At 62.5% G+C, this 23,887-nt stretch carries 17 protein-coding genes; 10 read left to right on the forward strand and 7 right to left on the reverse strand.

The genetic code is table 11. The features are described 5' to 3' along the window. Positions 1–11 precede the first annotated feature (11 nt). Positions 12–509: a CAP domain-containing protein gene (locus tag ACSV9I_RS18080; RefSeq protein WP_438330188.1), complete on the reverse strand. Its 498-nt coding sequence runs from the start codon at positions 507–509 to the stop codon at positions 12–14. Positions 510–511: 2 nt separating this feature from the next. Further along, on the reverse strand, positions 512–778 hold the full coding sequence (locus tag ACSV9I_RS18085) for a DUF6460 domain-containing protein (protein WP_054156162.1): 267 nt from the start codon (positions 776–778) through the stop codon (positions 512–514). A gap of 153 nt (positions 779–931) precedes the next feature. Between ACSV9I_RS18085 and ACSV9I_RS18090 the strand changes: the two genes are divergently transcribed. The 5 genes from ACSV9I_RS18090 (at position 932) to pdeM (ending at position 6,801) form a co-directional block, all read left to right on the forward strand. Next, the gene (locus ACSV9I_RS18090; RefSeq protein ID WP_438330189.1) at positions 932–1,870 is read left to right on the forward strand and encodes a methyltransferase domain-containing protein; all 939 of its coding nucleotides are present in this window, start codon (positions 932–934) and stop codon (positions 1,868–1,870) included. A 112-nt stretch (positions 1,871–1,982) separates the two neighbouring features. Continuing rightward, positions 1,983–2,621 (forward strand): YitT family protein, encoded by a 639-nt coding sequence (locus tag ACSV9I_RS18095; RefSeq protein ID WP_054156160.1) that lies wholly within the window; start codon positions 1,983–1,985, stop codon positions 2,619–2,621. 7 nt (positions 2,622–2,628) lie between these two features. After that, positions 2,629–3,456, forward strand: a complete 828-nt coding sequence (locus ACSV9I_RS18100; RefSeq protein ID WP_438330190.1) for a CPBP family intramembrane glutamic endopeptidase — start codon at positions 2,629–2,631, stop codon at positions 3,454–3,456. A 54-nt stretch (positions 3,457–3,510) separates the two neighbouring features. Further along, positions 3,511–6,030 carry a ligase-associated DNA damage response DEXH box helicase gene (locus tag ACSV9I_RS18105; protein ID WP_438330191.1) on the forward strand — a complete coding sequence of 840 codons (2,520 nt, stop codon included), beginning with the start codon at positions 3,511–3,513 and terminating at the stop codon, positions 6,028–6,030. Between the two features lie 93 nt (positions 6,031–6,123). Continuing rightward, complete coding sequence (gene pdeM / locus ACSV9I_RS18110) at positions 6,124–6,801, forward strand: ligase-associated DNA damage response endonuclease PdeM (protein WP_438330241.1); 678 nt, start codon at positions 6,124–6,126, stop codon at positions 6,799–6,801. A gap of 11 nt (positions 6,802–6,812) precedes the next feature. On the opposite strand, the gene ACSV9I_RS18115 is transcribed toward pdeM, so the two are convergent. After that, a complete protein-coding gene (locus tag ACSV9I_RS18115) occupies positions 6,813–7,370 on the reverse strand; it encodes a dihydrofolate reductase family protein (protein WP_438330192.1) in 558 nt (185 codons plus the stop codon). Positions 7,371–7,458: 88 nt separating this feature from the next. On the opposite strand from ACSV9I_RS18115, the gene ACSV9I_RS18120 reads away from it, so the two are divergent. Beyond that, entirely contained in the window at positions 7,459–7,959 is a 501-nt protein-coding gene (locus tag ACSV9I_RS18120) for a winged helix-turn-helix transcriptional regulator (RefSeq protein ID WP_054156157.1), read from the forward strand. Positions 7,960–7,968: 9 nt separating this feature from the next. Here the strand turns inward: ACSV9I_RS18120 and ACSV9I_RS18125 are convergent, their stop codons facing one another. The 3 genes from ACSV9I_RS18125 to ACSV9I_RS18135 form a co-directional block, all read right to left on the reverse strand. After that, a complete protein-coding gene (locus tag ACSV9I_RS18125; protein WP_438330193.1) occupies positions 7,969–8,775 on the reverse strand; it encodes a TIGR02186 family protein in 807 nt (268 codons plus the stop codon). A gap of 1 nt (position 8,776) precedes the next feature. After that, positions 8,777–9,694 carry a sulfite exporter TauE/SafE family protein gene (locus ACSV9I_RS18130; RefSeq protein WP_054156412.1) on the reverse strand — a complete coding sequence of 306 codons (918 nt, stop codon included), beginning with the start codon at positions 9,692–9,694 and terminating at the stop codon, positions 8,777–8,779. A 206-nt stretch (positions 9,695–9,900) separates the two neighbouring features. Further along, a complete protein-coding gene (locus ACSV9I_RS18135) occupies positions 9,901–13,845 on the reverse strand; it encodes a peptidoglycan-binding protein (RefSeq protein WP_438330194.1) in 3,945 nt (1,314 codons plus the stop codon). Positions 13,846–14,243: 398 nt separating this feature from the next. Here ACSV9I_RS18135 and ACSV9I_RS18140 point away from each other — a divergent pair, with 398 nt between their 5' ends. The 4 genes from ACSV9I_RS18140 (at position 14,244) to ACSV9I_RS18155 (ending at position 22,601) form a co-directional block, all read left to right on the forward strand. After that, on the forward strand, positions 14,244–16,037 hold the full coding sequence (locus ACSV9I_RS18140) for an acyl-CoA dehydrogenase C-terminal domain-containing protein (protein ID WP_438330195.1): 1,794 nt from the start codon (positions 14,244–14,246) through the stop codon (positions 16,035–16,037). 198 nt (positions 16,038–16,235) lie between these two features. Further along, positions 16,236–17,444, forward strand: coding sequence for an acetyl-CoA C-acetyltransferase (locus ACSV9I_RS18145; RefSeq protein ID WP_438330196.1), 1,209 nt, complete (start codon positions 16,236–16,238; stop codon positions 17,442–17,444). 174 nt (positions 17,445–17,618) lie between these two features. After that, a complete protein-coding gene (locus ACSV9I_RS18150; RefSeq protein ID WP_438330197.1) occupies positions 17,619–19,832 on the forward strand; it encodes a 3-hydroxyacyl-CoA dehydrogenase NAD-binding domain-containing protein in 2,214 nt (737 codons plus the stop codon). Positions 19,833–21,641: 1,809 nt separating this feature from the next. After that, positions 21,642–22,601, forward strand: coding sequence for a bile acid:sodium symporter family protein (locus ACSV9I_RS18155; protein ID WP_438330198.1), 960 nt, complete (start codon positions 21,642–21,644; stop codon positions 22,599–22,601). A gap of 47 nt (positions 22,602–22,648) precedes the next feature. Here ACSV9I_RS18155 and ACSV9I_RS18160 read toward each other — a convergent pair whose 3' ends face one another. Continuing rightward, a complete protein-coding gene (locus ACSV9I_RS18160; protein WP_438330199.1) occupies positions 22,649–23,677 on the reverse strand; it encodes a glycerophosphodiester phosphodiesterase family protein in 1,029 nt (342 codons plus the stop codon). Between the last annotated feature and the right edge of the window lie 210 nt (positions 23,678–23,887).

Consider the following 23,887-nt stretch of genomic DNA (forward strand, 5'->3'; position numbering starts at 1 on the left):
AGAGGAATCACTCAGGCCGAAAGCACCATGGCCCAATAGGGCCGGTTGCCGGAAGCGGAATCCCAGGCGACGGCAACACCAAGCCCTTTGAAATCGCCGAGCATGTTGTCCAGGTGCCGCTTGGAATCGATCCAGGCCTGCACCGCCCGCTCGACCGTATCCTGACCGGTCGCGATATTCTCTGCTGCCGGAAGCGGCACTTCGTGCCCCTTCATCCGGGCAAGGAAGCTGTCCTTGAAGCCGATCAGATGCGACATTTCACCAGCGCGCGCCATGCGCTTGGCTTGCGCAACAGCGGCCACCTCAGCATGCGCATTGCGCGACAGCGTCGACAAGCCCTTGCCGGATCTCAGCGTGTTGACCATGGCCAGCGCCTTGGTCGTCTCCACCCGAGACTGGCCGTCGGCTGGATTGAGCACCTCGCTGGTGCGGCAACCGGCAAGCGTGGCGGTCATCACGCCAGCCGACAAAACGAGCAGCCGACGACGGTTGATCAGGGACAGGGTCATGCTCAGTTCCGCGAGGCAAACAGGCGCAGGATGATGAAAACCGGAATGACCACGGTCGCACCAATCACGAAGTATCGGCCGATATCGCCCAGCGCATTGAAGCCGGTATGCCAGAGGTCGAGCACGAAATTCCGGATGCCATAGACGAGGTCCATCGGATCGAGCCCGAAGATCGACATCACGAAGCCGACGATCAGCGAGACGACGATCAGCTTGACCAGCGTTCTGCCCGGCGTGTCGCCCAGGAACCGATTCATGCCATCCGCCATCTGTATCTCCTGTTGTCGCCGCAGATATGGGCGGCGCGCGCCATTGCTGCAAGTCGCCGAAGCAGTGTCCTGCGATAGGACTTGAGTTTTTTCCGCCGATCGGTCAAGACCGCGCGCCTTCTCCATGCTGAAAGACCTCGAGGGAGACTGCCCATGCACCCCACCCAGTTTTCGTCCGGTGACGTCATTGCCGACCGTCGCGCCGATTATGCCCGCATGCTCGCCGAGAATGGCGAACATGAGGCGGCGGTGGAATTGATGGAGCAGGCGCTTGAAATCACGCCCGCATGGCCGGCTGGCCTCGTCAGTCTTGCCGATTATGCGGTGAAGGCCGGCACGGCTGAAAAGGCGATTGCAGCCCTGCGCCAAGTTCTGGATCTCGACCCGCAGGATCTCTTTGGCGCCCGCCTCAAGCTGGCGGTCCTCGGCGCGGAAGACACGCCGGATGCGCCACCCAGCGCCTATGTCGAGGCGCTGTTCGACGATTATGCCGACCGCTTCGATAAGGCGCTCGTCGAGCGGCTCGACTACACGGTCCCGGCCAAGCTCGCAGCCCTGATCGCAGATCACGACGAACGCCGCTTCGATCTGGCCGTCGATCTCGGTTGCGGCACAGGCCTCTTTGGCGCCGAGATCCGCCACAAGGTCACCCGGCTTGAGGGCTTTGATCTCTCGGTCAACATGCTGGCCAAGGCCGAGGAGAAGGGGCACTACGACCTTCTCGCCAAGTCCGACCTGTCGCTCGATGCTGTCCGCTCGGGCCTGTTTGATGACGGCCTGCCGGCGCGCCGGGCGGACCTCGTCTCGGCCGCCGACGTGCTGATGTATCTCGGCGATCTCGGCAATGCCTTTTCACTGGCAGCAGACCTTGCCGCACCCGGCGCCCTCTTTGCCTTTTCGGTGGAGGACGCAGGCGAGGGCGATGGTTTCGTCCTGGCGCAGAGCTTGCGTTACGCCCACACCGAAGCCCATGTCTGCACCCGTCTTGCCGAAAGCGGTTTCGAGCCTCTCACCCTGGTTCGCAGCACCATTCGCATGGATGGCGGAAAACCGGTCTTCGGCATCCTGTTTCTTGCGGCGCGGACCGCCTGAGCGCAGCTTTCTTGCGATCTCATCGATAGGTCAGCTTTCCTGACCTATAGCCCTTGTTTTCAGGGCTTTCTGCGGTACCATTGGTCTCTGAAACGCATTCTGGAGACATGTCATGGCGCAATTGACGAGCATGCTGGGAATCTGGAATTCAAACCCCGCCCGCCACACCCCGGCCGAAGATTTTCAAGGCCTGCTGGCCGGCAGCCTCATCGCAGCCCTCGGCCTCTATTTCCTTGCCCAGGTTGGTCTGTTGACCGGCGGCATGGCAGGCCTCGCTTTCGTGTTGCACTACTGGAGCGGCTGGAGCTTCGGTCTCCTGTTCTTCGTCCTCAACCTGCCGTTCTACATCCTGTCGCTACGCCGCGTCGGGCTCGACTTCACCATCAAGACCTTCATCGCCGTCGGCTTGACCTCCTTTATCGTCGAGATCGAAAGCCGCTTTCTGGTGATTTCCAGCATCGCGCCGGTCTGGGCGGCTGTGCTCGGCGGCTTGCTGCTCGGCTTCGGTCTGCTCGCCCTTTACCGCCACCGCGCCAGCCTCGGCGGTCTCGGCATCCTCGCCGTCTATATCCAGGACCGCTTCGGCATCCGCGCCGGCCTCGTCCAGCTTGCCTTCGACCTCTGCGTGATGATGCTTGCTTTCGCCGTCGTCAGCCCCATGGTCGTTGCCTATTCGATCATCGGCGCCGTGGTGCTGAACCTGTTCCTCGCCATCAACCATCGGTCGGATCGGTATATCGCGCTGAGGTGAGGCGGTCTTGACAGTCAGATCCGCAGGTAAAGCTGCAACTATCGTGCGTCGTCTCGCCACGTTCTACGGTGTGACGCTTGCCTTTTCCTGGTCTTGGTGGGGTTGGATGTTTGTGATGGGGCAGATGGTCGAGCCGGGATCGGCTGCGTCGCATCTTCCAGGACTGGCAGGGCCTATGGTGGGCGCACTCGTCTCCACCGCCTTGTTCGACGGTAGGGCCGGGCTGTCCGAGCTTGCGCAGAGATGTCTGCGTTTTCCGCCCCGCCGCTGGCTTGCCATCTCGTTTGTCCTTTTGCCGCTCTTGCTGCTCGCCGCTGCAATCCTGATCGGTCGCGCCCAAGGCATGGATTGGCCTCCCGCAAATGCCTTTTTCGAATATCCGGGCGTGCCATCAGGCACGGGTTGGTTCGCGTCGATCATCCTCGTCCTTGTGCTCAATGGCTTCGGAGAGGAAGTTGGCTGGCGAGGTTACGCCTTCGATCAATTGGTCGGGAACCATTCCGCGCTGACTTCAACCCTCTGGGTTTCTTTGCTTTGGCTCGTGTGGCATCTGCCATTGTTCTTCGTGCATCGCAACATGGGCGAGATGATTGGCCCCGCCCTGCTGGGCTGGGGAATAGGCCTTCTCCTCGGCGCTTTCGTTCTATCCTGGCTCTATCTGACCTTTCAGCGATCCATCCTCGTTTGCGCACTTTGGCATACGGCTTATAATTTCGCCGTGGCGACCCCGGCTGGTGGCCATCTTGCGCCGGCGCTCATCTCGACAGTGGTTATGCTCGCGGGCCTGTGGGCTGCAGGGACCATGCGCGCCGGGACAATGTCGCGACCGCATTAGAGTGTCACCCAGGCTCCCTCTTCTCTTTCCGCCGCCGTCCTCTACGTTGTGCCCGTGAGCACCGTTGATTCCGCCATCAGCCTTCTGCCTGCCCCCTTCCTTCGCTGGTTCGGCGAAAAGGGCTGGCATCCGCGTGACCACCAGCTCGAACTTCTGGTGCGGGCCCGCAGCGGCGAGGATGGTGGAGAAAGTCTGCTGCTGATCGCGCCTACGGGCGCCGGCAAGACGCTTGCCGGCTTCCTGCCGTCATTGACCGAGCTCACCGAGCGCGGGCGCAAGAAGCCGGGGGAAGCCTTTACAGGCATTCACACGCTATACATCTCACCCTTGAAGGCCCTCGCCGTCGATATCGAGCGCAACCTGATGAAGCCGGTTGGCGAAATGGGGCTGCCGATCACCATCGAGAACCGCACAGGCGATACGCCGTCTTCCAAGCGTCAGCGCCAGAAGACGAACCCGCCGGATATCCTGCTCACCACACCCGAGCAGGTGGCGCTTCTGCTCTCACATTCAGACGCAGCCCGCTTCTTCAAGGATCTGCGCTACGTCATCTTTGACGAGCTGCATTCGCTGGTCACCTCCAAGCGCGGCCATCTCCTCTCACTGGCCTTGGCCCGGCTTCGCAAGCTGGCGCCGGGTGTGCAGACGATCGGGCTCTCGGCGACGGTGGCTGAACCCATGGACCTGCGTCGCTGGCTCGTCGCCCAGCCTGAGGCGGGCGAAGCCGCAGCCGGTCTCATCACTGTCGACGGCGGTGCCCGACCGCATATCACCATTCTTCAAACCGAAGATCGTATCCCCTGGTCCGGCCACAAGGCGCATTACGCTATCCCTGAGGTCTACAAGGTCCTCAAGGACTTCAAGACCACGCTGCTCTTCGTCAACACCCGCTCCCAGGCCGAGATGCTCTTTCAGGCGCTTTGGACGGTCAATGACGACAATCTGCCGATCGCCCTCCATCACGGCTCGCTTGATGTCTCGCAGCGCCGCAAGGTGGAAGCCGCCATGGCCGAAAACCGGCTGCGCGCCGTGGTCGCCACTTCGACGCTCGATCTCGGCATCGACTGGGGTGATGTCGATCTCGTTGTGCATGTCGGTGCGCCCAAGGGCGCGTCACGGCTTGCCCAGCGCATTGGCCGCGCCAATCACCGCATGGATGAGCCCTCGCGCGCCATCCTCGTCCCGGCCAACCGCTTCGAAGTCATGGAATGTCAGGCGGCGCTGGATGCCAACTATATCGGCGCCCAGGACACGCCGCCGGTGGGGGAGGGCTCGCTCGATGTGCTCGCCCAGCATGTGCTCGGCATGGCCTGCGCCGAAGCCTTCGATGAAGACCAGCTCTTCGCCGAAGTCACCACCGCGCTGCCCTATGCGGCGCTCCCGCGCGATACCTTTGCCCGCATCGTCGATTTCGTCGCGACCGGCGGCTATGCGCTCCGAACCTATGAGCGCTATGCCCGCATCCGAAAAACGAAGGAGGGGCTGTGGCGAGTGTCCAATCCGCAGGTCGTGCAGCAATACCGCCTCAACCTCGGCACCATCGTCGAAATGCCCATGCTCAATGTTCGTCTGGTCAAGCGCAACCAGCTCGGCTCCATTGGCCGGGGCGGCATGACGCTGGGCAAGGTCGAGGAGTATTTCTTCGAGCAACTGACCCAGGGCGATACCTTCCTCTTTGCCGGCAAGGTGCTGCGCTTCGAAGGCATTCGCGACAATGAATGCCTTGTCTCCAATGCCTTTTCGATGGACCCGAAGATCCCCGCCTATGCCGGCGGCAAATTCCCGCTGTCCACCTATCTCGCCGATCAGGTGCGCGCCATGCTGGATGATCCCGCCCGCCGGGCCGCACTGCCGGAGCAGGTCCGCGATTGGCTGTCCCTGCAACAGGAAAAATCCGTCCTGCCGAAGCGCGGCGATCTGCTGATCGAGACCTTCCCGCGTGGCGAGCGCTTCTACATGGTGATCTATGCCTTTGAGGGCAGGCTTGCCCATCAGACGCTTGGCATGCTGCTCACCCGCCGGTTGGAACGCATGCGCGCCAAACCGCTCGGCTTCGTCGCGACCGATTATGCGCTCGCCGTCTGGGGACTTGAGGATATGGGATCGCTGATCGCGCGTGGCGCCCTCAGCCTCTCCGACCTCTTCGATCAGGACATGCTGGGCGACGATCTTGAAACCTGGCTCGACGAGAGCTTCATGTTGAAGCGCACTTTCCGCAATTGTGCTGTTATCGCCGGCCTGATCGAGCAGCGTCATCCCGGCAAGGAAAAGTCTGGCCGGCAGGTCACGGTGTCCTCCGATCTGATCTATGACGTGTTGCGCAGTCATGAGCCGGACCATATCCTATTACAGGCGACACGGCAGGATGCGGCTTCCGGGCTTTTGGATATCGGCCGGCTTGCCGATATGCTGGCGCGAATCAAGGGGCACATCCTCCACAAGCGCCTGAGCCAGATCTCGCCGCTCGCCGTTCCGGTCATGCTGGAAATCGGCAAGGAGCCGGTCTCAGGCGAAGCCCAGGAGCACGTTCTCTCCATGGCGGCAGAGGATTTGATTGCCGAAGCGATGGCGTGAGGACGGCGAACCGGCTATGAAGCGCCGGCACCGCAGGATCGGGACATGACGAGTTTGACGCCAAGGCGTATCGCGCCAAATGATGGGCTGGAGATGTCGGCCGAGATCGTGCTCTCGGGCGTGGCGGCCGTCTGCGATTTGTCGGGTGCCCTGTATCTGCCCGATCACGACACCCTCGTCGTCTCGGACCTGCATCTGGAAAAGGGTGCTGCCTTCGCCCGGCGCGGCCAGTTGCTGCCGCCCTATGATACGCAGGCAACGTTGAAGCTCCTCGATGCCGTCGTCACCCGCTACCAGCCAAAGACCGTGATCAGCCTCGGCGACAATTTCCATGATCGCGTTGGGTCTGCGCTGATGCCCTTGCCCTTCCGCGAAATGATCTCGGCAATCGCCCGCGGTCGCGATATCGTCTGGATCAACGGCAATCACGATCCGGACGGCACAATTAATCTGCCCGGAAACTCCGTCGACGAATACCGGCTGGCGGGCCTTACCTTCCGTCACGAACCGTCGCTCGCCCATGGCCGCGGCGAGGTCGCCGGCCACCTGCATCCGGCCGCCACTGTTCGTCGGCGGGAAAAATCCGTCCGCCGCCCATGTTTCGCGACTGATGGCAGCCGCATGATCATGCCCTCCTTTGGCGTGACCACAGGCGGGCTCGACCTGCGCCACAAGGCCTTTACCGGCCTCTTTGCCCGCGCCGATCTGATCGCCCATCTGCTCGGTCGGGATCGCATCTATTCGGTGCGCTACGGCAATCTGATGGGCTGACGTGCCCGCGCTCAGCCGGCATTCACCGCATAGCGCAGAATGGTGGCGCCGGTTTCGACCGGCTGTGCCTCGATCAAGGTGAGCCGCTGCGCGTGGTCCGATGGCTTGAACAGCGGGGTCCCCTTGCCAAGCAGGATCGGCACCACGCAGACGCGCAATTCGTCCACCAACCCTGCCTCCAGAAGAGCATGTTGAAGCTCCGCGCTACCGAAGATGAAGATGGTTTTGCCGGGCTCCGTCTTCATAGCCGCAAGTTCGGCGACGGCATCCCTTAGCACCCGTGTATTGTTCCACTGGGCATCTGTCAGGCTTCGGCTCGCGACACCCTTGGCCTTGGCATTCATATAGGCCTTGATCTCAAGCTCTTCTGTTGCCTCCGGCCAATAGGCAGCCATGCCTTCATAAGTCCTTCGGCCAAAGACGATGAAATCCGTTTCCTCCCCGAGCGACAGCGCGTAGCGGCGCAGATCGTCACCCCATGCCACGTGGTGAAACGCGAGATCCCAAGGGGTCTCACCCTCAAAATACCCGTCCAGAGACATCAGGTTCCATCCCACCAGTTTGCGCATGCTCGCCTCCTCTCATCTGGTTGCATCTTGCAATCGGTTGATTGCTACATCAACTGATGGCAAACCGCAATCGGTTTGGAGATGGGATATGACCTCGCAACGTTCGGGCTGCCCGATCAATCTGACACTGGAAGTTCTGGGCGACCGCTGGAGCCTGATCGTCATTCGCGATGTGATGTTCGGCAATCGTCGGCATTTCCGCGAGCTGTTGCAGCAGTCGGAAGAAGGGATCGCCTCCAACATCCTCGCGGACCGGTTAAAGCGGCTGGTGGCCAACGGGCTGCTCTCGCGGGTGGATGATCCCGCCCACAAGCAGAAGGGTATCTACAGCCTCACGGAACCGGCGATCGAACTTGTACCTCTGCTTGCCATGATGGGCGCATGGGGACGCCGACATCTGCCGGTCAGCGAGGATCTCGCCATACGCGCTGAGATATTGGAAAAAGGCGGCCCCCCACTTTGGGAGGAATTCATGGCCGAACTGCGCGTGGCACATACCGGTGCGCCGCGAAATCCGGAGGCCCGTGATGTCCTGGCCGAGTTGACGCAGGCCTATCTCGCGGTCAAGGCCCGCATGGCCGCGGGCTAACGGCGCCGCTCAGTCCTTGCGGAAAATCAGGCTCGCAATCCAGCCGGTGAGAAGGGCGAGCACAACGGCGAACACGCCGTAGAGGAACGGCCGCTCGTGCGCGGCTTCCGTGATCGCTTCTTCAAGGCCCGTCTTGATCACGCGCAGCGGCTGTTCACGCTCGGTGATGAACTGCCCTGACTTGAACAGATAGGCCCGCACGGTATGGACCCCGTTCGGAATATTGGCCGGCAGCCTGAGCGTCGCCTTGAACAGGCTGGACGAGACAAACCGCACGCCCTCGGTATCGCGCTGGTAGAGCCCGCCCGTCTGTTTCAGCCGGCGGAACGCATCGCGGAACTCGGCCAGATTGGCCGCCGTACTGATGAAGCCGGTCGGCGTCAGTGCCAGATGGTCAATGCCGATTCCGAGCTCGGTCAGCGTCTTTGCGGGCGCGATCTGCTCCACGGGGCGTGTGCTGGCCAGCGAATAGGAGATCGGCATCTGTTCGAAGCTCATCGAGGTCCGGTTGACCCAGATGCCGAACATCCTCTCCTTGCGGCGAACCGTCGTCCAGTCGCGTGGTCCCTCCAACGTCACCACCACGTCATACTGGCCGATCGCCAGGAGAAGCTGGTCGACATTCGATAGGGCGCCGAAAACCGTCAGGTCAGCCCCGGCGAAATCGGAGGTGATGGCGATTTCGCTGGTCGAGGTGCCAATGTCGAGGCTCTCGCCCCCGGTCAGGGTGAGTTCCAGCGGGTTCTGCGCAAGGGCTGTCGGGCTGGTGGCGAAGGTAGAGGCGAGGATGGCAAGTGCGGCGAGGGCCTGTCTCATCTCAGCCCCCGATGGCCAGCGAATAGATATCGTCCGGCGTCACCACCAGTTCGATCGCAAGACGCACGCCGACCGCCAGAACGAGAAGGCCCAGCAGGGCGCGCAGCTGTTCCCCGCGCAGTTTCTGGCCGACACGCACGCCGTATTGCGCCCCGATCACGCCGGCAACCATGAGCGTGAAGGCAAGCACGATATCGACGGAATAGTTTGTCGAGGCCTGCACGATGGTCGTGTAGGCGGTGGTGAAGATGATCTGGAACAGCGACGTGCCGACAACGACATTGGTCGGAATGCGCAGGAGATAGATCATGGCCGGCACCATGATGAAACCGCCACCAACGCCCATGACCGAAGTCAGGATGCCGATCGCAAAGCCGAGCCCCAGGATCGGAATGACGCTCAGATAGATCTTCGACTTCTTGAACCGCATTTTGAACGGTAGCCGGTGCACCCAGTTGTGCTGGCCGGGACGTTTGAGCGCAACGGTCTCGTTGCGAGACGCACGCCGGAGTGCCCGCACGCTTTCGATCAGCATCAGGCCGCCGACTGTGCCGAGGAAAACCACGTAGAGCAGCGAAATGATCAGGTCGAGCTGACCCTGTCGGCGCAGCCAGGAGAAGATCCACACACCGACCGTGGCACCCGCAAGGCCTCCGAGCAGAAGCATGGTGCCAAGCTTTATGTCGAGCGTGCCACGCCGAAAATGGGTGATCGCACCGGACACCGAGGAGGCCACGACCTGATTGGCGCCAGTGGCGACGGCCACCACAGGAGGAATGTTGTAGAAGATCAGAAGCGGGGTAATCAGGAAGCCGCCACCCACCCCGAACATGCCCGAGAGGAAGCCGACAGCCGCGCCCATGCCGAGGATGATGAACACATTGACCGACAACTCGGCGATCGGCAGATAGATCGTCACTTCGGACCCCAAATGCAATGTGCCGCGCCTTTCGGCACGGTCATGTTCCGGGCCGCGTCACGCCCGCTACAGATTGCGCTTCAAAATTGGTCCAAGCCCTTGATACGGCTTGGTCCCAGCCAGTTTCATTCATGCGCCCCGCAGGACGTGCGAGTCAACCAACACGCCACCAATAGGGCCTGATTTTGTGCCTTCTGTGACGAGCCTCACTTGTTGCGCGTCAAAAGCGCGCTGACCAGCTTGTCATCCACCTGTCCCGTAGGCGCCTGGCCAACGGAGGTCTGGAAGGCCTTGATCGCCGACACGGTTTTTTCACCCATCAGGCCATCGGGCGTGCCGGCATCGAAACCGTTCTTGTTGAGGATTGCCTGAATGTTGCGCACGGCCTTCTTCATGTCGACGCTCGACGTCTTCAGGCCCTGGCCGGACCACTCGTCCGGCATGTTGGCCGAATTGGCGTCGGGGTCGAGCGGCTTGGCCTTCCAGGCTTCGACTTCAGCCTTGGCACGGGCCAGCTGGTCGGGCTGCATCGCGCCCGCCACTTCGTCACGCTTCTGGGCGGCATCCGTATCGCCGCCTTTGGCCGCAATCGCGAACCACTTGTAGGAACCGGCCAGATCCTGCGACGCGCCGTTGCCGCGCGCGAGCAGAATGGCCAGATTGAACTGGCTGTCGGAAACGCCGTGCTCGGCTGCCGAAGTGAACCATTCCAGAGCCTTGGCATAGTCCTGCGTGCCATCACGACCCGAGGCGTACATGACGGCGAGGTTATGCATGGCGCTGGTATTGCCGGATGCGGCGGCAAGTTCGTAGTAGCGCTTCGCCTCGGCCGGATCCGGAGCGACACCGGTGCCCTTTTCGAGGAAGTTTGCCAGGCGATATTGGGCGAGCGCAAAGCCGCGATCGGCAGCAAGCCTGTACCATTTCGCAGCTTCGGCAAAATCGTTCGGAACGCCACGGCCGTCCGTGTAGCGAGCGCCGATCTCGAACAGCGCGGCAGCATCGCCACGCTTGGCCGCGGTCACAAGCGAGGCCGGTGTGATTGCAGCTGGCACCTCGATCACGTCTGCCGCAGCTGCAGCCGGTGCGGCTACCGTCTCGCTGGCGGCAGTCTTAGCAGGTGCTGCAACAGTCTCCTGCGGTATTGGGGCAAGCGTGCTGGCCGCTGCCAGCGGTCCGACCGGTTCAAGGGTGTCGACGGCGGCAGGGTTTACCGTGGCAGGGCCGTCGAGCAGCGGCTGCGGATCGGCCTCTACGGCTCTCACAATCGGCGCCGTCACGCTATCCTTGGGGCTGGCGGCCGCAAGATTGGTCTCGGCCTGTCCGGCATCACCGGCGGCCGGCATGTCGATGGCGCCGCTTTCGTCACCCGTCTCGGCAGGTGCCGCCTGCGGCTCAACGACGGCGGGTTCTTCGACGAGCGCAGGCGCTGGCGTCTGCATGAAGGTGTTGACCAGCGGCATTGCCATGGCCGCGAGCAGAATGGCGCCAACGGCAATCAGGATCGGACGACGATAGCGACCGAACAGGGACGTTTTCTCGGCCCCCTTGCCGGCATCCTTCACCTTGTCCTCGGCGCTCGCCCGGGCAGTCGTTCCGGTCTTCTGCGCCCGGTTCATCTCCATCGCGGCGGCCTGGGCGGCACGACGGGCAGCGGCAATGTAGTCGGTCCGGTCGGCATCGCGCGCGTCTGCGGGGCTCTGGCGCGACTGGGCCTGTTGGCTCGCACGCACCCGTTCCAGGATCTTGCGGACATCAGGCGCACCCGAGCCCGGCTCCAGCAATTCGTTGGCGTCGTCCTGCGGTAGCACGTCGACCGGATCGATGGAGGGCGAGGGCTCGATGAAGGTCCGCGCTTCGCCCGTTGCCTTGGCCGCGGCCGGGGTCGCCTTTGGCGTCGCGGGCGGCTGGGTATCCTTCCGGCCCGGCAAGATCTTTCGGCCAAGCCCGGCCAAAAGGCTCGGCTTGGTCTCCGCCTTTTGCCGTTCGGCCTCAATGACGGGAAGTGCCGTCATCGACTGGGCAAATTCATCGGCAGCCGCGAGCAGTTCCTCGTCGATCGGATGATGCGAAACGGGCTGGACCGGCTCTGGTGCAGGTACCGCTTCCGGCACGCGGAAGCTCGGCTGGACGACAGGCTCCGGTTCCGGCTGGCGGATGGTCTGCGGCGCTGTATCTTCATCGGCAAGCCGCGTCATCGCAGAAACGGCCGGTGCGGCATAGGCTGCCGGCTGGCTCCACTGCGGCGCGGCCGGCTGTGCGGCATGGGCCGCGGGTCCGCCATCGTGATGGGCGGACTCGTGCAATTCATCGAGCCTTCCAGCGATCTGCACAAGCGTGTCGTGCAGCGCCTCGAAGGTGCGGTGGGTCCGCTCTTCCGAGTGACGCGAGTAATCTTCGAGCTGCTTCAGATGTTCGGCAAGCGCCGAAAGCGCGGTGATATCGCCGCTGTTGGCGCTCCCTGAGTGTGCGTTGTACTGCGAGAAATTCGCCATCACCGTTTCGGCTGCCTGGCGGGCGGCCTCGATGATGTATTCGTCGCTGGTCGCAACATAGTCTTCCAGCGCCGCGATCCGGTCAGATACGTCCGGGTTCGACGACGGCTGGCTGATCAGGGCCGAAAGATGGGCGATCTGCTCTTCAAGCCCGCGCAGGCTGGCGCTTTCGAGGCCCGGCTGGGTCACATGGCTTTCTTCCAGCCGGTCGACCACGGCATTCAATCGGCCTTCGAGGTCGCGCAGGGCGCTGTCGTCGATGGTTGCAGTCGCGGCCGGCATATCCAGCTCTTCGATCCGGCGGGCCAGGATTTCCAGCCGGTCGGCAAGGCGATCATTGGCCGAGCCATGGTCAAAGGCATCGATCTTGCGCGAGATATCGGCGAGATAGCCGGTCAGCTCCGGCATGTCGGAGGGCTGGCGGTTCTGTTCCAGCATCAGCGACAGCTGGTCGATCCGCTCTTCGATCCGGGCCGCACTCTGTTCGGCCGATAGCTGCTCGATCCGCTCGGCCAGGATTTCCAGCCGATCGGCGAGCTCGCGCGAGGTGTCGGGCTCTGAAGTCGGACGGACCGCCAGGTCTTCGATCTGCATCGCCAGCGAAACCAGCCGCTCTTCGAGCCGCTGGAAGTTGGCCGGATCGGTCGAGGTATTGGTGCGGCTGGCAGCAATCGCGCGGCTGATCTCATCCAGTCGGATGTCGAGCCCGGCAAACTGCTCCATCACGAGGCGTTCGTTCGGGTCCATCTGCGCGCTGATCTGTTCGAGCGCCGAGGCGACCGTCACGAGCTTGTCTTCCAGCATCCGGATTGCGCCGCTGTCGGCCATGCCGCCGAGCTGGGCCTTTATGCTGTCCAGCCGGTCGGCCAGGCGCAGGATCTCCTCGCGCAGCGCATCCGGATCGAATTGGTCCAGCCGAACTTCCACATCGTTCCAGCGGCGCTCCATCCGCTCGACGGAATCTTCGCGGGCAAGCCCGTCCATCAGGGAGCGAAGGGCGTTGAAGTCTTCGCGAAGACCATCCGTGCCGGGGGTCCGGGAGGCGTCCAGATGCTGGATGCCATCGGCGAGGCGGGCAATGTCTGCGCGCATCATGTCGTTCGGGCGGCTGTCTTCCGCCAGCGCCCGGATCGAGCGCATTTCTTCGCGCAGGCCCAGCACTTCGCGGGACAGGCTGTCGGCAATGTCCTTCTTCAAATCCTGTCGGAGACCGATCAGCGCATGGGCAAAATCTGTTTCACGCTCCTGGCTGCGCATCGGCTGGCGCGGCGCATAAGCCGTTTGGGTGTCGCGGGCTGCGGGCTCCCGGAGTACGGGTGCCTGTGGCAAGGGTTCACGCTTTGCGACCGTCTGCGGCGGCAGCACATCGGTTGCGCGCTGCACTACGGGAGGGCGCTCGGGCAGGCGATTGCGGCTTTCCTCGAGCGCGCGCTGGCGTTCGCGGATTTCGCGCAATGGGTCGGGCCGGAACGGGCTGTCCGTACGCGGCGCTTCGTCCGGCCGGCGGAACATTTCCCGCGCGGGTTCCTCGCGGCGGCGTCCGCTTTGCTCCATCAGGTCCCCGATGCGTGCCTCGAGCCCTTCAATGGTGCGGCTCAACGCGTCCAGCGAAGACGTGCCGCCGGGGCGCTGGGAGGGGGATCGAGATCCGTTCATGTTCTGCTCGCTTCGATGGTGTCGGCCGGAGCCGATGCCGCGGATGGGGTCGCTGGTGCTTCGGAATTTCGACCTCCGCGTCACGCCCAGAAAGGGATGTGTTGCGGCACGGTCGGAATCGATTGCGGATCACCGGCTTTCACGTCAACTTTTCGGGAAACATGGTAAAGAAGCAGTTAAGACATGGGTAAAATTCTCTTTTTGGCTTCAGGACGACGCGCCTCCGCGTGACCTTCCGGGTCCAGCCAGCCTGTGCCAGTTTCATCGTCGGAGGGGCGAGGGCTGGCACGGCAAAAAAACATCAGAGAGAACTTTGACGTTTACGCGCACGTCAATTATTTGTATAAGCACACCCAGTCCGATCCGGTCGGAATTTTGTCTTTGGAGGAAGATGCCCGATGCCCGTCTATAAGGCCCCCGTGAACGACACGCTTTTCATTCTCAACGACGTCCTTGGCCTGGAGCGCTACAACAATCTGCCCGGCTTTGAGGACGCGACCCCGGATATGGTCGAGGCGATTGTCGGTGAGGCGGCAAAGCTTGCGGAAGAGCAGCTTTTCCCGATCAATCTTTCCGGTGACCAGGAAGGCTGCGTCCGCGCCGATAATGCTTCGGTCAAGACGCCGAAGGGCTTCAAGCAAGCCTATGACGCCTACTGTCAGGGTGGCTGGCTGGGCCTGTCCATCCCGGCCGAATACGGCGGCCAAGGCCTGCCCTACACGCTGCATTCCGCCGTTGGTGAATACATGTCATCCGCCAATATGGCGCTGATGATGTATCCGGGCCTGACCCAGGGCGCGATCGCCGCGATCCTGGTGCATGGCTCTGACGAGCAGAAGCAGAAATACCTGCCGAAGATGGTCGAAGGCGTCTGGACCGGCACGATGAACCTCACCGAGCCGCACTGCGGCACCGACCTCGGCCTGCTGCGGACCAAGGCCGTTCCGAATGGTGACGGTTCCTACAAGATTTCCGGCCAGAAGATCTTCATCTCCGCCGGCGAACACGACATGTCGGATAATATCATCCATCTCGTGCTCGCCCGTATCGAAGGCGCACCGGAAGGCACCAAGGGTATCTCGCTCTTCATCGTGCCGAAGTTCATGGTCGGCGACGACGGTTCGGTCGGCAGCCGCAACACGGTCACCTGCGGTGCCATCGAGCACAAGATGGGCATCCACGGCAACGCGACCTGCGTGATGAACTATGATGAGGCGACCGGTTACCTGATCGGCGCCGAGAACAAGGGCCTGGCGGCCATGTTCGTCATGATGAACGAGGCCCGCCTGGGCGTTGGCCTGCAGGGTCTGTCGATCTCCGAAATCGCCTATCAGAACGCCGCAAACTATGCCCGCGAGCGCATCCAGGGCCGCTCTTTGTCGGGCGTCAAGGCGCCGGAAAAGAAGGCCGATCCGATCATTGTGCACCCGGATATCCGTCGCGCTCTGCTGACGATCAAGTCCTTCAACGAAGCCGGTCGCGCCTTCACGCTCTGGACGGCGCTGAAGTCCGACATCGCCCACCGCTCTACCGATGCTGCTGAGCGTCAGGCGGCAGATGATATCCTCGGTCTGATGACGCCGATCCTGAAGGGTGTCCTGACCGACAAGGGCTTCGATCACGCGGTCATGGCACAGCAGGTCTATGGCGGCCACGGCTATATCGAAGAATGGGGCATGTCCCAGTATGTCCGCGATGCCCGCATCGCAATGATCTACGAGGGTGCCAACGGCATCCAGGCGCTTGACCTCGTCGGCCGCAAGCTCGGCCTCAATGGCGGTCGTGCGGTGATGGCGCTGTTCAAGGAAATCGGTGATTTCTGCGAAGAGAACCGCAGCGACGAGGCGATGGCCGGCTTCACCAAGAGCCTGAAGAAGGGCCTGAACGATCTGCAGGCCTCCACGATGTGGTTCATGCAGAACGCCATGGCCAAGCCCGACAATGCCGGTGCCGGCTCCACCGACTATATGCACCTCTTCGGCCTCGTCGTGCTCGGCTATATGTGGGCCAAGATGGCCAAGGCCGCGAACGACAACCTGGCGTCCGGTTCCGGCGATGCCGACTACTACAAGAACAAGCTGTTGACCGGCCGCTTCTACATGGAAAAGGTCATGCCGGAGACGGCCTTGCGCAAGGCCCGCATCGAAACCGGTGCCGACAGCCTGATGGAAATGGCCGCCGAGGCGTTTTGATTGCGCGACCTACTCCCTCCCCCTTGTGGGGAGGGTTGGGGAGGGGCCTTTTAAGCGGAAACCCCTCCCCATCGCTGCGCTCCGACCCTCCCCACAAGGGGGAGGGTTGACCCGAGGATGCGGCCCCGGCTTGCCCAGATTGGGCAGGCGAAGGACAGTAAAATTCCGGCGCCCCTGTGCGCCCAAGGGAGAGAGACGATGACTGAAGTCTTCATTTACGACCACGTGCGCACGCCCCGCGGCCGCGGCAAGAAGGACGGTTCGCTGCACGAAGTGCCGACCCCGCGTCTGGCCGCCAAGACGCTGGAAGCGCTGCGTGACCGCAACGGCCTCGACACATCGACCGTCGATGACATCATCTTCGGTTGCGTCGATCCGGTCATGGAAGCCGGCGCCGTGATCCCGAAGGCCGCCGCCTTCGAGGCCGGTTATGATTTCGCCGCCCCTGGCATTCAGATCTCGCGCTTCTGCGCCTCCGGCCTTGATGCCATCAACCTTGCTGCCGGCAAGGTCGTGGCAGGCTCCGACGACATCGTGATTGCCGGTGGCGTTGAAAGCATGTCCCGCGTCGGCATGGGCATGTCGGGCGGCGCCTGGTACATGGACCCCTCGGTCAACTTCCCCGGCTATTTCATGCCGCAGGGCGTGTCGGCCGACCTGATCGCTACCAAGTATGGCTTCACCCGTGACGACGTCGACGCCTATGCCGTCGAGAGCCAGAAGCGCTCCGCCGCCTCCTGGGCTGCCGGCAACTTTGCCAAGTCCGTCATCCCCGTGAAGGATGGCAATGGCCTCGTCATCCTCGACCGTGACGAGCACATGCGCCCCGGCACCGACATGCAGTCTCTTGCCAGCCTGCAGCCCTCCTTCCAGATGCCCGGCGAAATGGGCGGCTTCGAAGCCGTGGCCATCCAGGCCCATCCGGAAATCGAGCGCATCAACTACATCCACCACGCCGGGAACTCGTCCGGTATCGTCGACGGCGCTGCCGCCGTACTCGTCGGCTCCAAGGCCGGTGGTGACTCGATGGGCCTGAAGCCGCGTGCCCGTATCCGCGCTTTCACCAATATCGGCTCCGATCCGGCGCTCATGCTGACCGGCCCGGTTGACGTGACCGAAAAGCTCCTGAAGCGCACCGGCATGAAGATCTCCGACTTCGACCTGTTCGAACTGAACGAAGCCTTCGCCGCCGTCGTCCTGCGCTTCATGCAGCATTTCAATGTCGACCATTCCAAGATGAACGTCGCTGGCGGCGCAATCGCCATGGGTCATCCGCTGGGCGCTACTGGCGCGATGATCCTCGGCACGGTTCTCGACGAGCTGGAACGCCGCGACCTGAATACCGCGCTGGTCACGCTCTGCATCGGTGCCGGCATGGGCACGGCGACGGTGATCGAGCGCGTTTGATGGGGTCTAACCCTCCCCCGTGTGGGGAGGGTGGCCGGCAGGCGGGAGGGGCCTTTTGGACACGATCCCCTCCCCAACCCCTCCCCACAAGGGGGAGAGGCTTAACCCCGCCAGATCGAACCCAACGAAGAGCGGCGGCGACATCGGCGACATCAAGGGAAGAGGAATCCCAACATGACCTACAAGAATTTCACCATCGAGACCGACGCAGACGGCATTGCGCTCGTGACCTGGGACATGCCCGACAAGTCGATGAATGTCTTCACCGTTGACGTCATGGACGAGATCGAAAAGATCATCGACCAGACAGTGGCCGATGACGGCGTCAAGGGCGTGGTCTTCACCTCTGGCAAGTCGACCTTCTCCGGCGGCGCTGATCTGACCATGATCAAGGGCATGTTCGAGACGATCGCTGCCGAGCGGGCCAAGGACCCGGCCGGCGCCATCCAGAAGATCTTCGAGGCCGTCGGGCGGATGACCTGGCTGTGGCGCAAGATCGAGACCAATGGCAAGCCCTGGGTCTCCGCCATCAATGGCACCTGCATGGGCGGCGCCTTCGAACTCTCGCTCGCCTGCCATGGTCGCGTCGCCTCCAATGCCAAGTCGGTCAAGATCGCGCTTCCGGAAGTCAAGGTCGGCATCTTCCCGGGGGCCGGCGGCACGCAGCGCGTTGCCCGTCTTGCCAACACGCAGGACGCTTTGCAGATGATGACCACGGGCTCGAGCCTGACAGCCGCCCGCGCCAAGGCGATGAACCTCATCCATCAGGCCGTCGAGCCGGATGAACTGATCAATGCAGCCAAGCAGATGATCAAGGATGGGCTGAAGCCGGTCGCCCCCTGGGACGAAAAGGGCTTCAAGGTTCCCGGCGGCGGCATCTGGACGCCGGCGGCAGCCCAGCTGTGGCCAGCCGCCTCCGCCATTCTGCGCCGCGAAACCGCCGGCAACTATCCGGCAGCGCTTGCCATCCTGAAAAGCGTCTATGAAGGCCTGCAGGTGCCCTTCGAGACCGGCCTCAGGATCGAGCAGCGCTACTTCACCGAAATCCTGCAGACCACCGAAGCCTTCTCGATGATCCGCTCGCTCTTCGTCTCGCTCCAGGAGCTGAACAAGGGCGCCCGCCGCCCGGCCGGCCAGCCGAAGACGGAACTCAAGAAGGTTGGCGTCGTCGGCGCCGGCTTCATGGGCGCCTCCATCGGCTATGTCACGGCCGCTGCCGGCATTCCGGTCGTGCTGATCGATCGTGACATGGAGGCTGCGGGCAAGGGCAAATCCGTCTGCGAAGGCCTCGTCGCCGGTGCCGTCGGTAAGGGCAAGATGACCAAGGATGACGGCGACAAGCTGCTCGCCCTGATCACGCCGTCCGACGATTATACGCTGTTGTCCGATGCCGATCTGGTCATCGAGGCCGTGTTCGAGGATCGCGACGTCAAGAAGGCCGTGATCGAGAAGGTCGAGGCCGTGCTGCCGGAAGGGGCGATCTTTGCCTCCAACACCTCGACCCTGCCGATCACAGGCTTGGCCGAAAACTCCAAGCGCCCGGTCGATTTCATCGGCATCCACTTCTTCTCGCCGGTCGAGAAGATGATGCTGACCGAGGTCATCCTCGGCAAGGAAACCGGCGACAAGGCGCTGGCCGTGGCGCTCGATTACGTCGCCGCGATCAAGAAGACCCCGATTGTCGTCAATGACACCCGCGGCTTCTTCGTCAACCGCTGCGTCTTCCGCTACATCAACGAAGCCTATGACATGCTGGCCGAAGGCGTGCCGCCGGTCATGATCGAAAATGCCGCCAAGTTCGCCGGCATGCCGGTCGGGCCGCTGTCGCTGAACGACGAAGTCGCCGTCGATCTCAGCCAGAAGATCATGAAGGCCTCGATTGCGGATCTTGGGCCAAGCTCGGTCAAGGTCGAGCACATGTCGCTGATCAACAAGATGGTCGATGACCTCGATCGCCGCGGTCGCAAGAATGGCAAGGGTTTTTACGACTATCCGGCAAAGCCCGCCAAGAAGCATATCTGGCCGGGCCTGAAGGAGCTCTATCCGCAGCAGAAACCGGATGCCGTTGACGTCAAGGTCCTGCAGCAGCGCTTCCTGGTCACCATCGCGCTCGAAGCGGCCCGCACTGTCGAGGAAGGCATCGTCACCGATCCCCGCGAAGCCGATATCGGTTCCATCCTCGGCTTCGGCTTCGCGCCTTACACGGGTGGTGCGCTGTCTTATATCGACGGCATGGGCGTGAAGACCTTTGTGGAACTCTGCGAAACATTGGCCGCATCCTATGGCGACCACTTCCAGCCGACACCGCTCCTGAAGGACCTCGCCGCCAAGGGCGAAACCTTCTATGGCCGCTTCGACCCCTATGGCGCGGCTGCCAAGGCGGCTTGAGAAACAGGGTTGGGGCGCTTGGCGCCCCGTCTCGCATGCTTGCGGCCAAGTGGCGCTTTGCAACAGTTGGGCCTCTTGCAACAGAACCGTCTCCCCCGCTGCCGGCCTTGGCTGATCCTCGGGACAAGCCCGAGGAAGACGGCGGGTATCGCCGTGGCTCCTCTCCCCACTTTGGGAGAGGGAGGGCTGAGTGCGCTCGGCCCTCATGCTGAGGCGCACGCGCAGAGCGCGGGCCTCGAAGCATCCCGTTAACCTGGCGCAGGGCTGGCCTCGTGCTTCTGATGTCGCATTCGCTCCCATCTCAGCATGAGGGGTGGCGGGGTGGCCTCGCCCTTCGAGGCCCGCCTGTGTCGGGCACCTCAGGATGAGGGGAAATCTATCACTGTCAAAAAACCAAGCTTCGCCGCCGGGCGGGATCTCTCCCTCCGGGGATGGCTTTGCTTGTCTCGGACGAGGCGCCAGAAGCAGCCTGTCTAAGTATAAGTATGTGGCTCCTTCCGGCGCCCCGTTCGGCGTCTATTCCCGCTTGCATGCGTCTCTCTGGCAAGGCGGCGACGGTCTTTGAGTTGCCTCAAAGATGGACCGGGCTAAGGGTCCGGCTTGGCAGTCAATTCCCGAGGGAATGACTGCCATAGCCTGGCCGGTGGCCCGGGAGGTTCCCGCCGGATGGTGCACCATTCCGACCGGGACCCTCGCCCGGGGGATGAGATCTGTCTTGCGACTGACCCCAATCCCCGCCGTTTGTTTCGCCCCGCCGTCAGGTCTTGTTCGCGACAGCGTTGGCGCCTTGTCTGTGTGCCTCTGAGGCACGCCCTTCCGATCGAGTATCCGGGTTCTGAGGCATCCGACCCCATTACCCTCGTCCAGCTCTTCGTCCGGAGGGAGACCGTTGCAAGCGGGCCGGGGTTTTATGCCTGCGACAGCACATCGCCCCGGCGCCGATCCCGCCTCGCCTGACATCGCATCGTCAGGTGTATCCGAGGGCGGGACGGGGAAGAGTCTATGAGAGGAAAAATGGGCGGGGATGAAAAAAAGAATCTCTGTTGATTCTGCTGGAGAATTTTCGAAACTGATCCCCGGGCCACTGCGGAAATTGAGGGGCTTTTGGCGGCGCCACAAGTGTGGGACCTATCTCCCCCCCTTGCGGGGGAGAAAGCGAAATCGAGGAATTGGCCCGATCAGGGCCAAACCTTAAGATTTCGCAAGAGGGGGGCTCGGTGAGGTATTCGCCTAGGAAACCATGCCCCTCTCCAGGAAAATCTGAAGTTTAGGCGGCTTACGCGCGCCTAAGCCTTCGATTTTCCGTCCTCCCCCGCATGGGGGGAGGTGGGATGCGCACGGTGCCCGCCCTTCGACAGTCTCAGGACCCGGATAATGGGGCGGCGGCTTGTGTGACGCCCTCATCCTGAGGCGCCCTTGCGAGAGCGAGTGCCTCTAAGGATCCAGACAATGGCTGCAAGATGGGCCTCGTCCTTCGAGGCCCGACTGTGTCGGGCGCCTCAGGATGAGGGGTAGAGGGTGCGGGCGGGGCTTGGTCGCGATTGGTCGACGCATTGCCCCAAGCTATTGTGTAGAAGGAAGGATCAAAGCCACTCGGGTTTCGTGGCCGGGCATTGTCCCGCTTGCACAGGAGGTCGCTATCGAGCTTACCTGGGGCCGCCGGCCAGCGCAAAAACGACACGCTCACGCATAATTTGGTACGTCATGCAGACAATACTCTCTCGGCGTACTGTTCCGCTTCCATCCGTTCTTGACAGGAGCCGAGGCGGGCATACACCGCGCCTTTTCCGCTTTTTTGAATAGGCAGTCATGAAAACGCTCGCATCTTTTTCCACCTTCGTCGGCAAGACCTTCGCCGGCTGGGTCATTCTCTTTGCCGTGCTCGGCTTCTTCTTCCCCGATGTGTTCAAGCAGATCGTGCCGTGGATCGTCACGCTGCTCGCGATCATCATGTTCGGCATGGGCCTGACGATTTCGGTCGATGACTTCCGCGAAGTGGTGAAGCGTCCCTTCGACGTGGCCATCGGGGTGGCCGCGCAATTCCTCATCATGCCGCTTCTCGCCGTGCTGCTGACGATGGTCATTCCCATGTCGCCGGAAGTGGCAGCCGGTGTCATTCTGGTCGGCTGCTGCCCTGGTGGCACCTCCTCCAATGTCATGACCTATCTCAGCAAGGGTGACGTTGCGCTGTCGGTTGCATGCACCAGCGTAACGACGCTGGCGGCTCCTATCGCCACACCGTTTCTCGTATGGCTGTTCGCCAGCCAGTTTCTTCCCGTCGACGCCATGGCGATGTTCATCAGCATCGTAAAGGTCGTTCTGGTGCCGCTGGCCCTCGGATTTGCCGCACAAAAGCTGGTGCCCGGTCTCGTGGCGAAGGCTGTGCCGGCGCTTCCGCTGGTGAGTGTCTTCGGCATCGTCCTGATCGTTGCGGCCGTCGTCGGCGCCAGCAAGGGTGCCATCGTCCAGTCCGGCCTCATGATCTTCGCCGTCGTCGTGCTGCACAATGGTTTGGGCTATCTTCTCGGCTTCTTTGCTGCCAAGGCATTCGGCCTGTCGCTGGCCAAGCGCAAGGCAATCGCCATCGAGGTTGGCATGCAGAATAGCGGCCTCGGGGCGGCCCTCGCCAATGCCTATTTCTCCCCGCTCGCTGCCGTACCAAGCGCGATCTTCAGCGTGTGGCACAACATTTCCGGCGCCCTTCTGGCGAATTACTTTGCTGGACGTGTGGACGCGGACGGCAAGCCGGATGACAGAGCCAAGGCCTGATGCGCGAAGAATAGCGGCCCGGGCAACTCTGCTCGGGCTCGCATCCGTCAGTTGGTCAGGTCGTAAGGTCGCCTCAGGCCCTGGCGTTCAAGCCAGGCGATCACGGCATCCGGCTCATCGGTCTGGATGATCGTCACGCCGCGATCAACGAAGAAGCCCCAGACATCTTCCGGTCGCCCGGATGACAGCGCCAGATAGTCGCCGCGCCCGCCGGCCACCATGCCCTCGGGGCGATCGGTGATCGGATAGGTGTTGATCCACAAATGGGCGTCATTGCGGATCGCGACTGCCTTGGCATGCGGAGTTAGCAGCGGCCCACCATCTGCGGTGATCGGCTGGCTGGCATCGCGGTGCCAATGGATGAGCTCGGCGGCCGGAGCTGCCAGCTGCGACTGGATACGATCGAGAAAGCCGGGCTCGACCACGCCGTCATCCGCAAGGATCGGCATGAAGGCGATATCCGGCCCGATGGCGCGGCGAATGTCGCGGGCAAGCTGCAGCCGATCGGCATTCCACACCGCAAGCTTCAGCAGCACGCCATTCTGCATGTTAAGCCGGTGCGCCAGTTCGGCAATCTCGACCAGCGCCTCCGGCTCGAGCTTGTTGTCGATATTGATCAGGATCCGCCCGCCCGCATGCAGCATTGCTTCTTCAAGCGTGAAGACATGCTCCGTCGTCGGCTGACGGCTATCCTCAAGCACCAGCCGGCAGTGGCGAAGCGCGGCGAGCGTATACTGGGCAACAAGACCTTGGCATGTCGTGGTGCGATCGAGCGTGGCGTCATGCATGATGACGAGGGCACCGTCCGAGGAGCGCCGGACGTCAAGCTCGACCATTTCCACCCCGGTTGAAACCGCGTGGTCGATGGCTGCGAACGAATTCTCCGCCCGGACGATCCGGCCGCCTGTCTTCCAGCCGGCCCTATGCGCCACGACCATGACGTGGTCGCGCCAGAGATTGGCACGGGTCAGGCGGTCATGGATGAGGGTGGCGCGACTGTCGATGGGGCGCAGCGCGTGGCTGGCGGGTGCGATCAGGGCCAGGAAGAGACAGGCGAGGAGCACGACGAAACGCATGGGGGCCTCCATATGCGATCAGTCTTTTCGCGATAGGCGCGTCGCGTGACGGCGACATGAAGGAATTCTAACGTTAAGATGAAAGCATCAGGGGAGGGGCCGGCCGCGCGATCCTATGGGTTGCAATGACCAGGAGCATCTGCGTCCCCATGCGCGGCATCCCTATGCCGCCCGAACAGCATTCCGGGAACAACGTCGTGCGGCGATCCG

Origin of the sequence: Rhizobium sp. G187, from assembly GCF_051549525.1 — a bacterium.
GTDB lineage: Bacteria > Pseudomonadota > Alphaproteobacteria > Rhizobiales > Rhizobiaceae > Allorhizobium.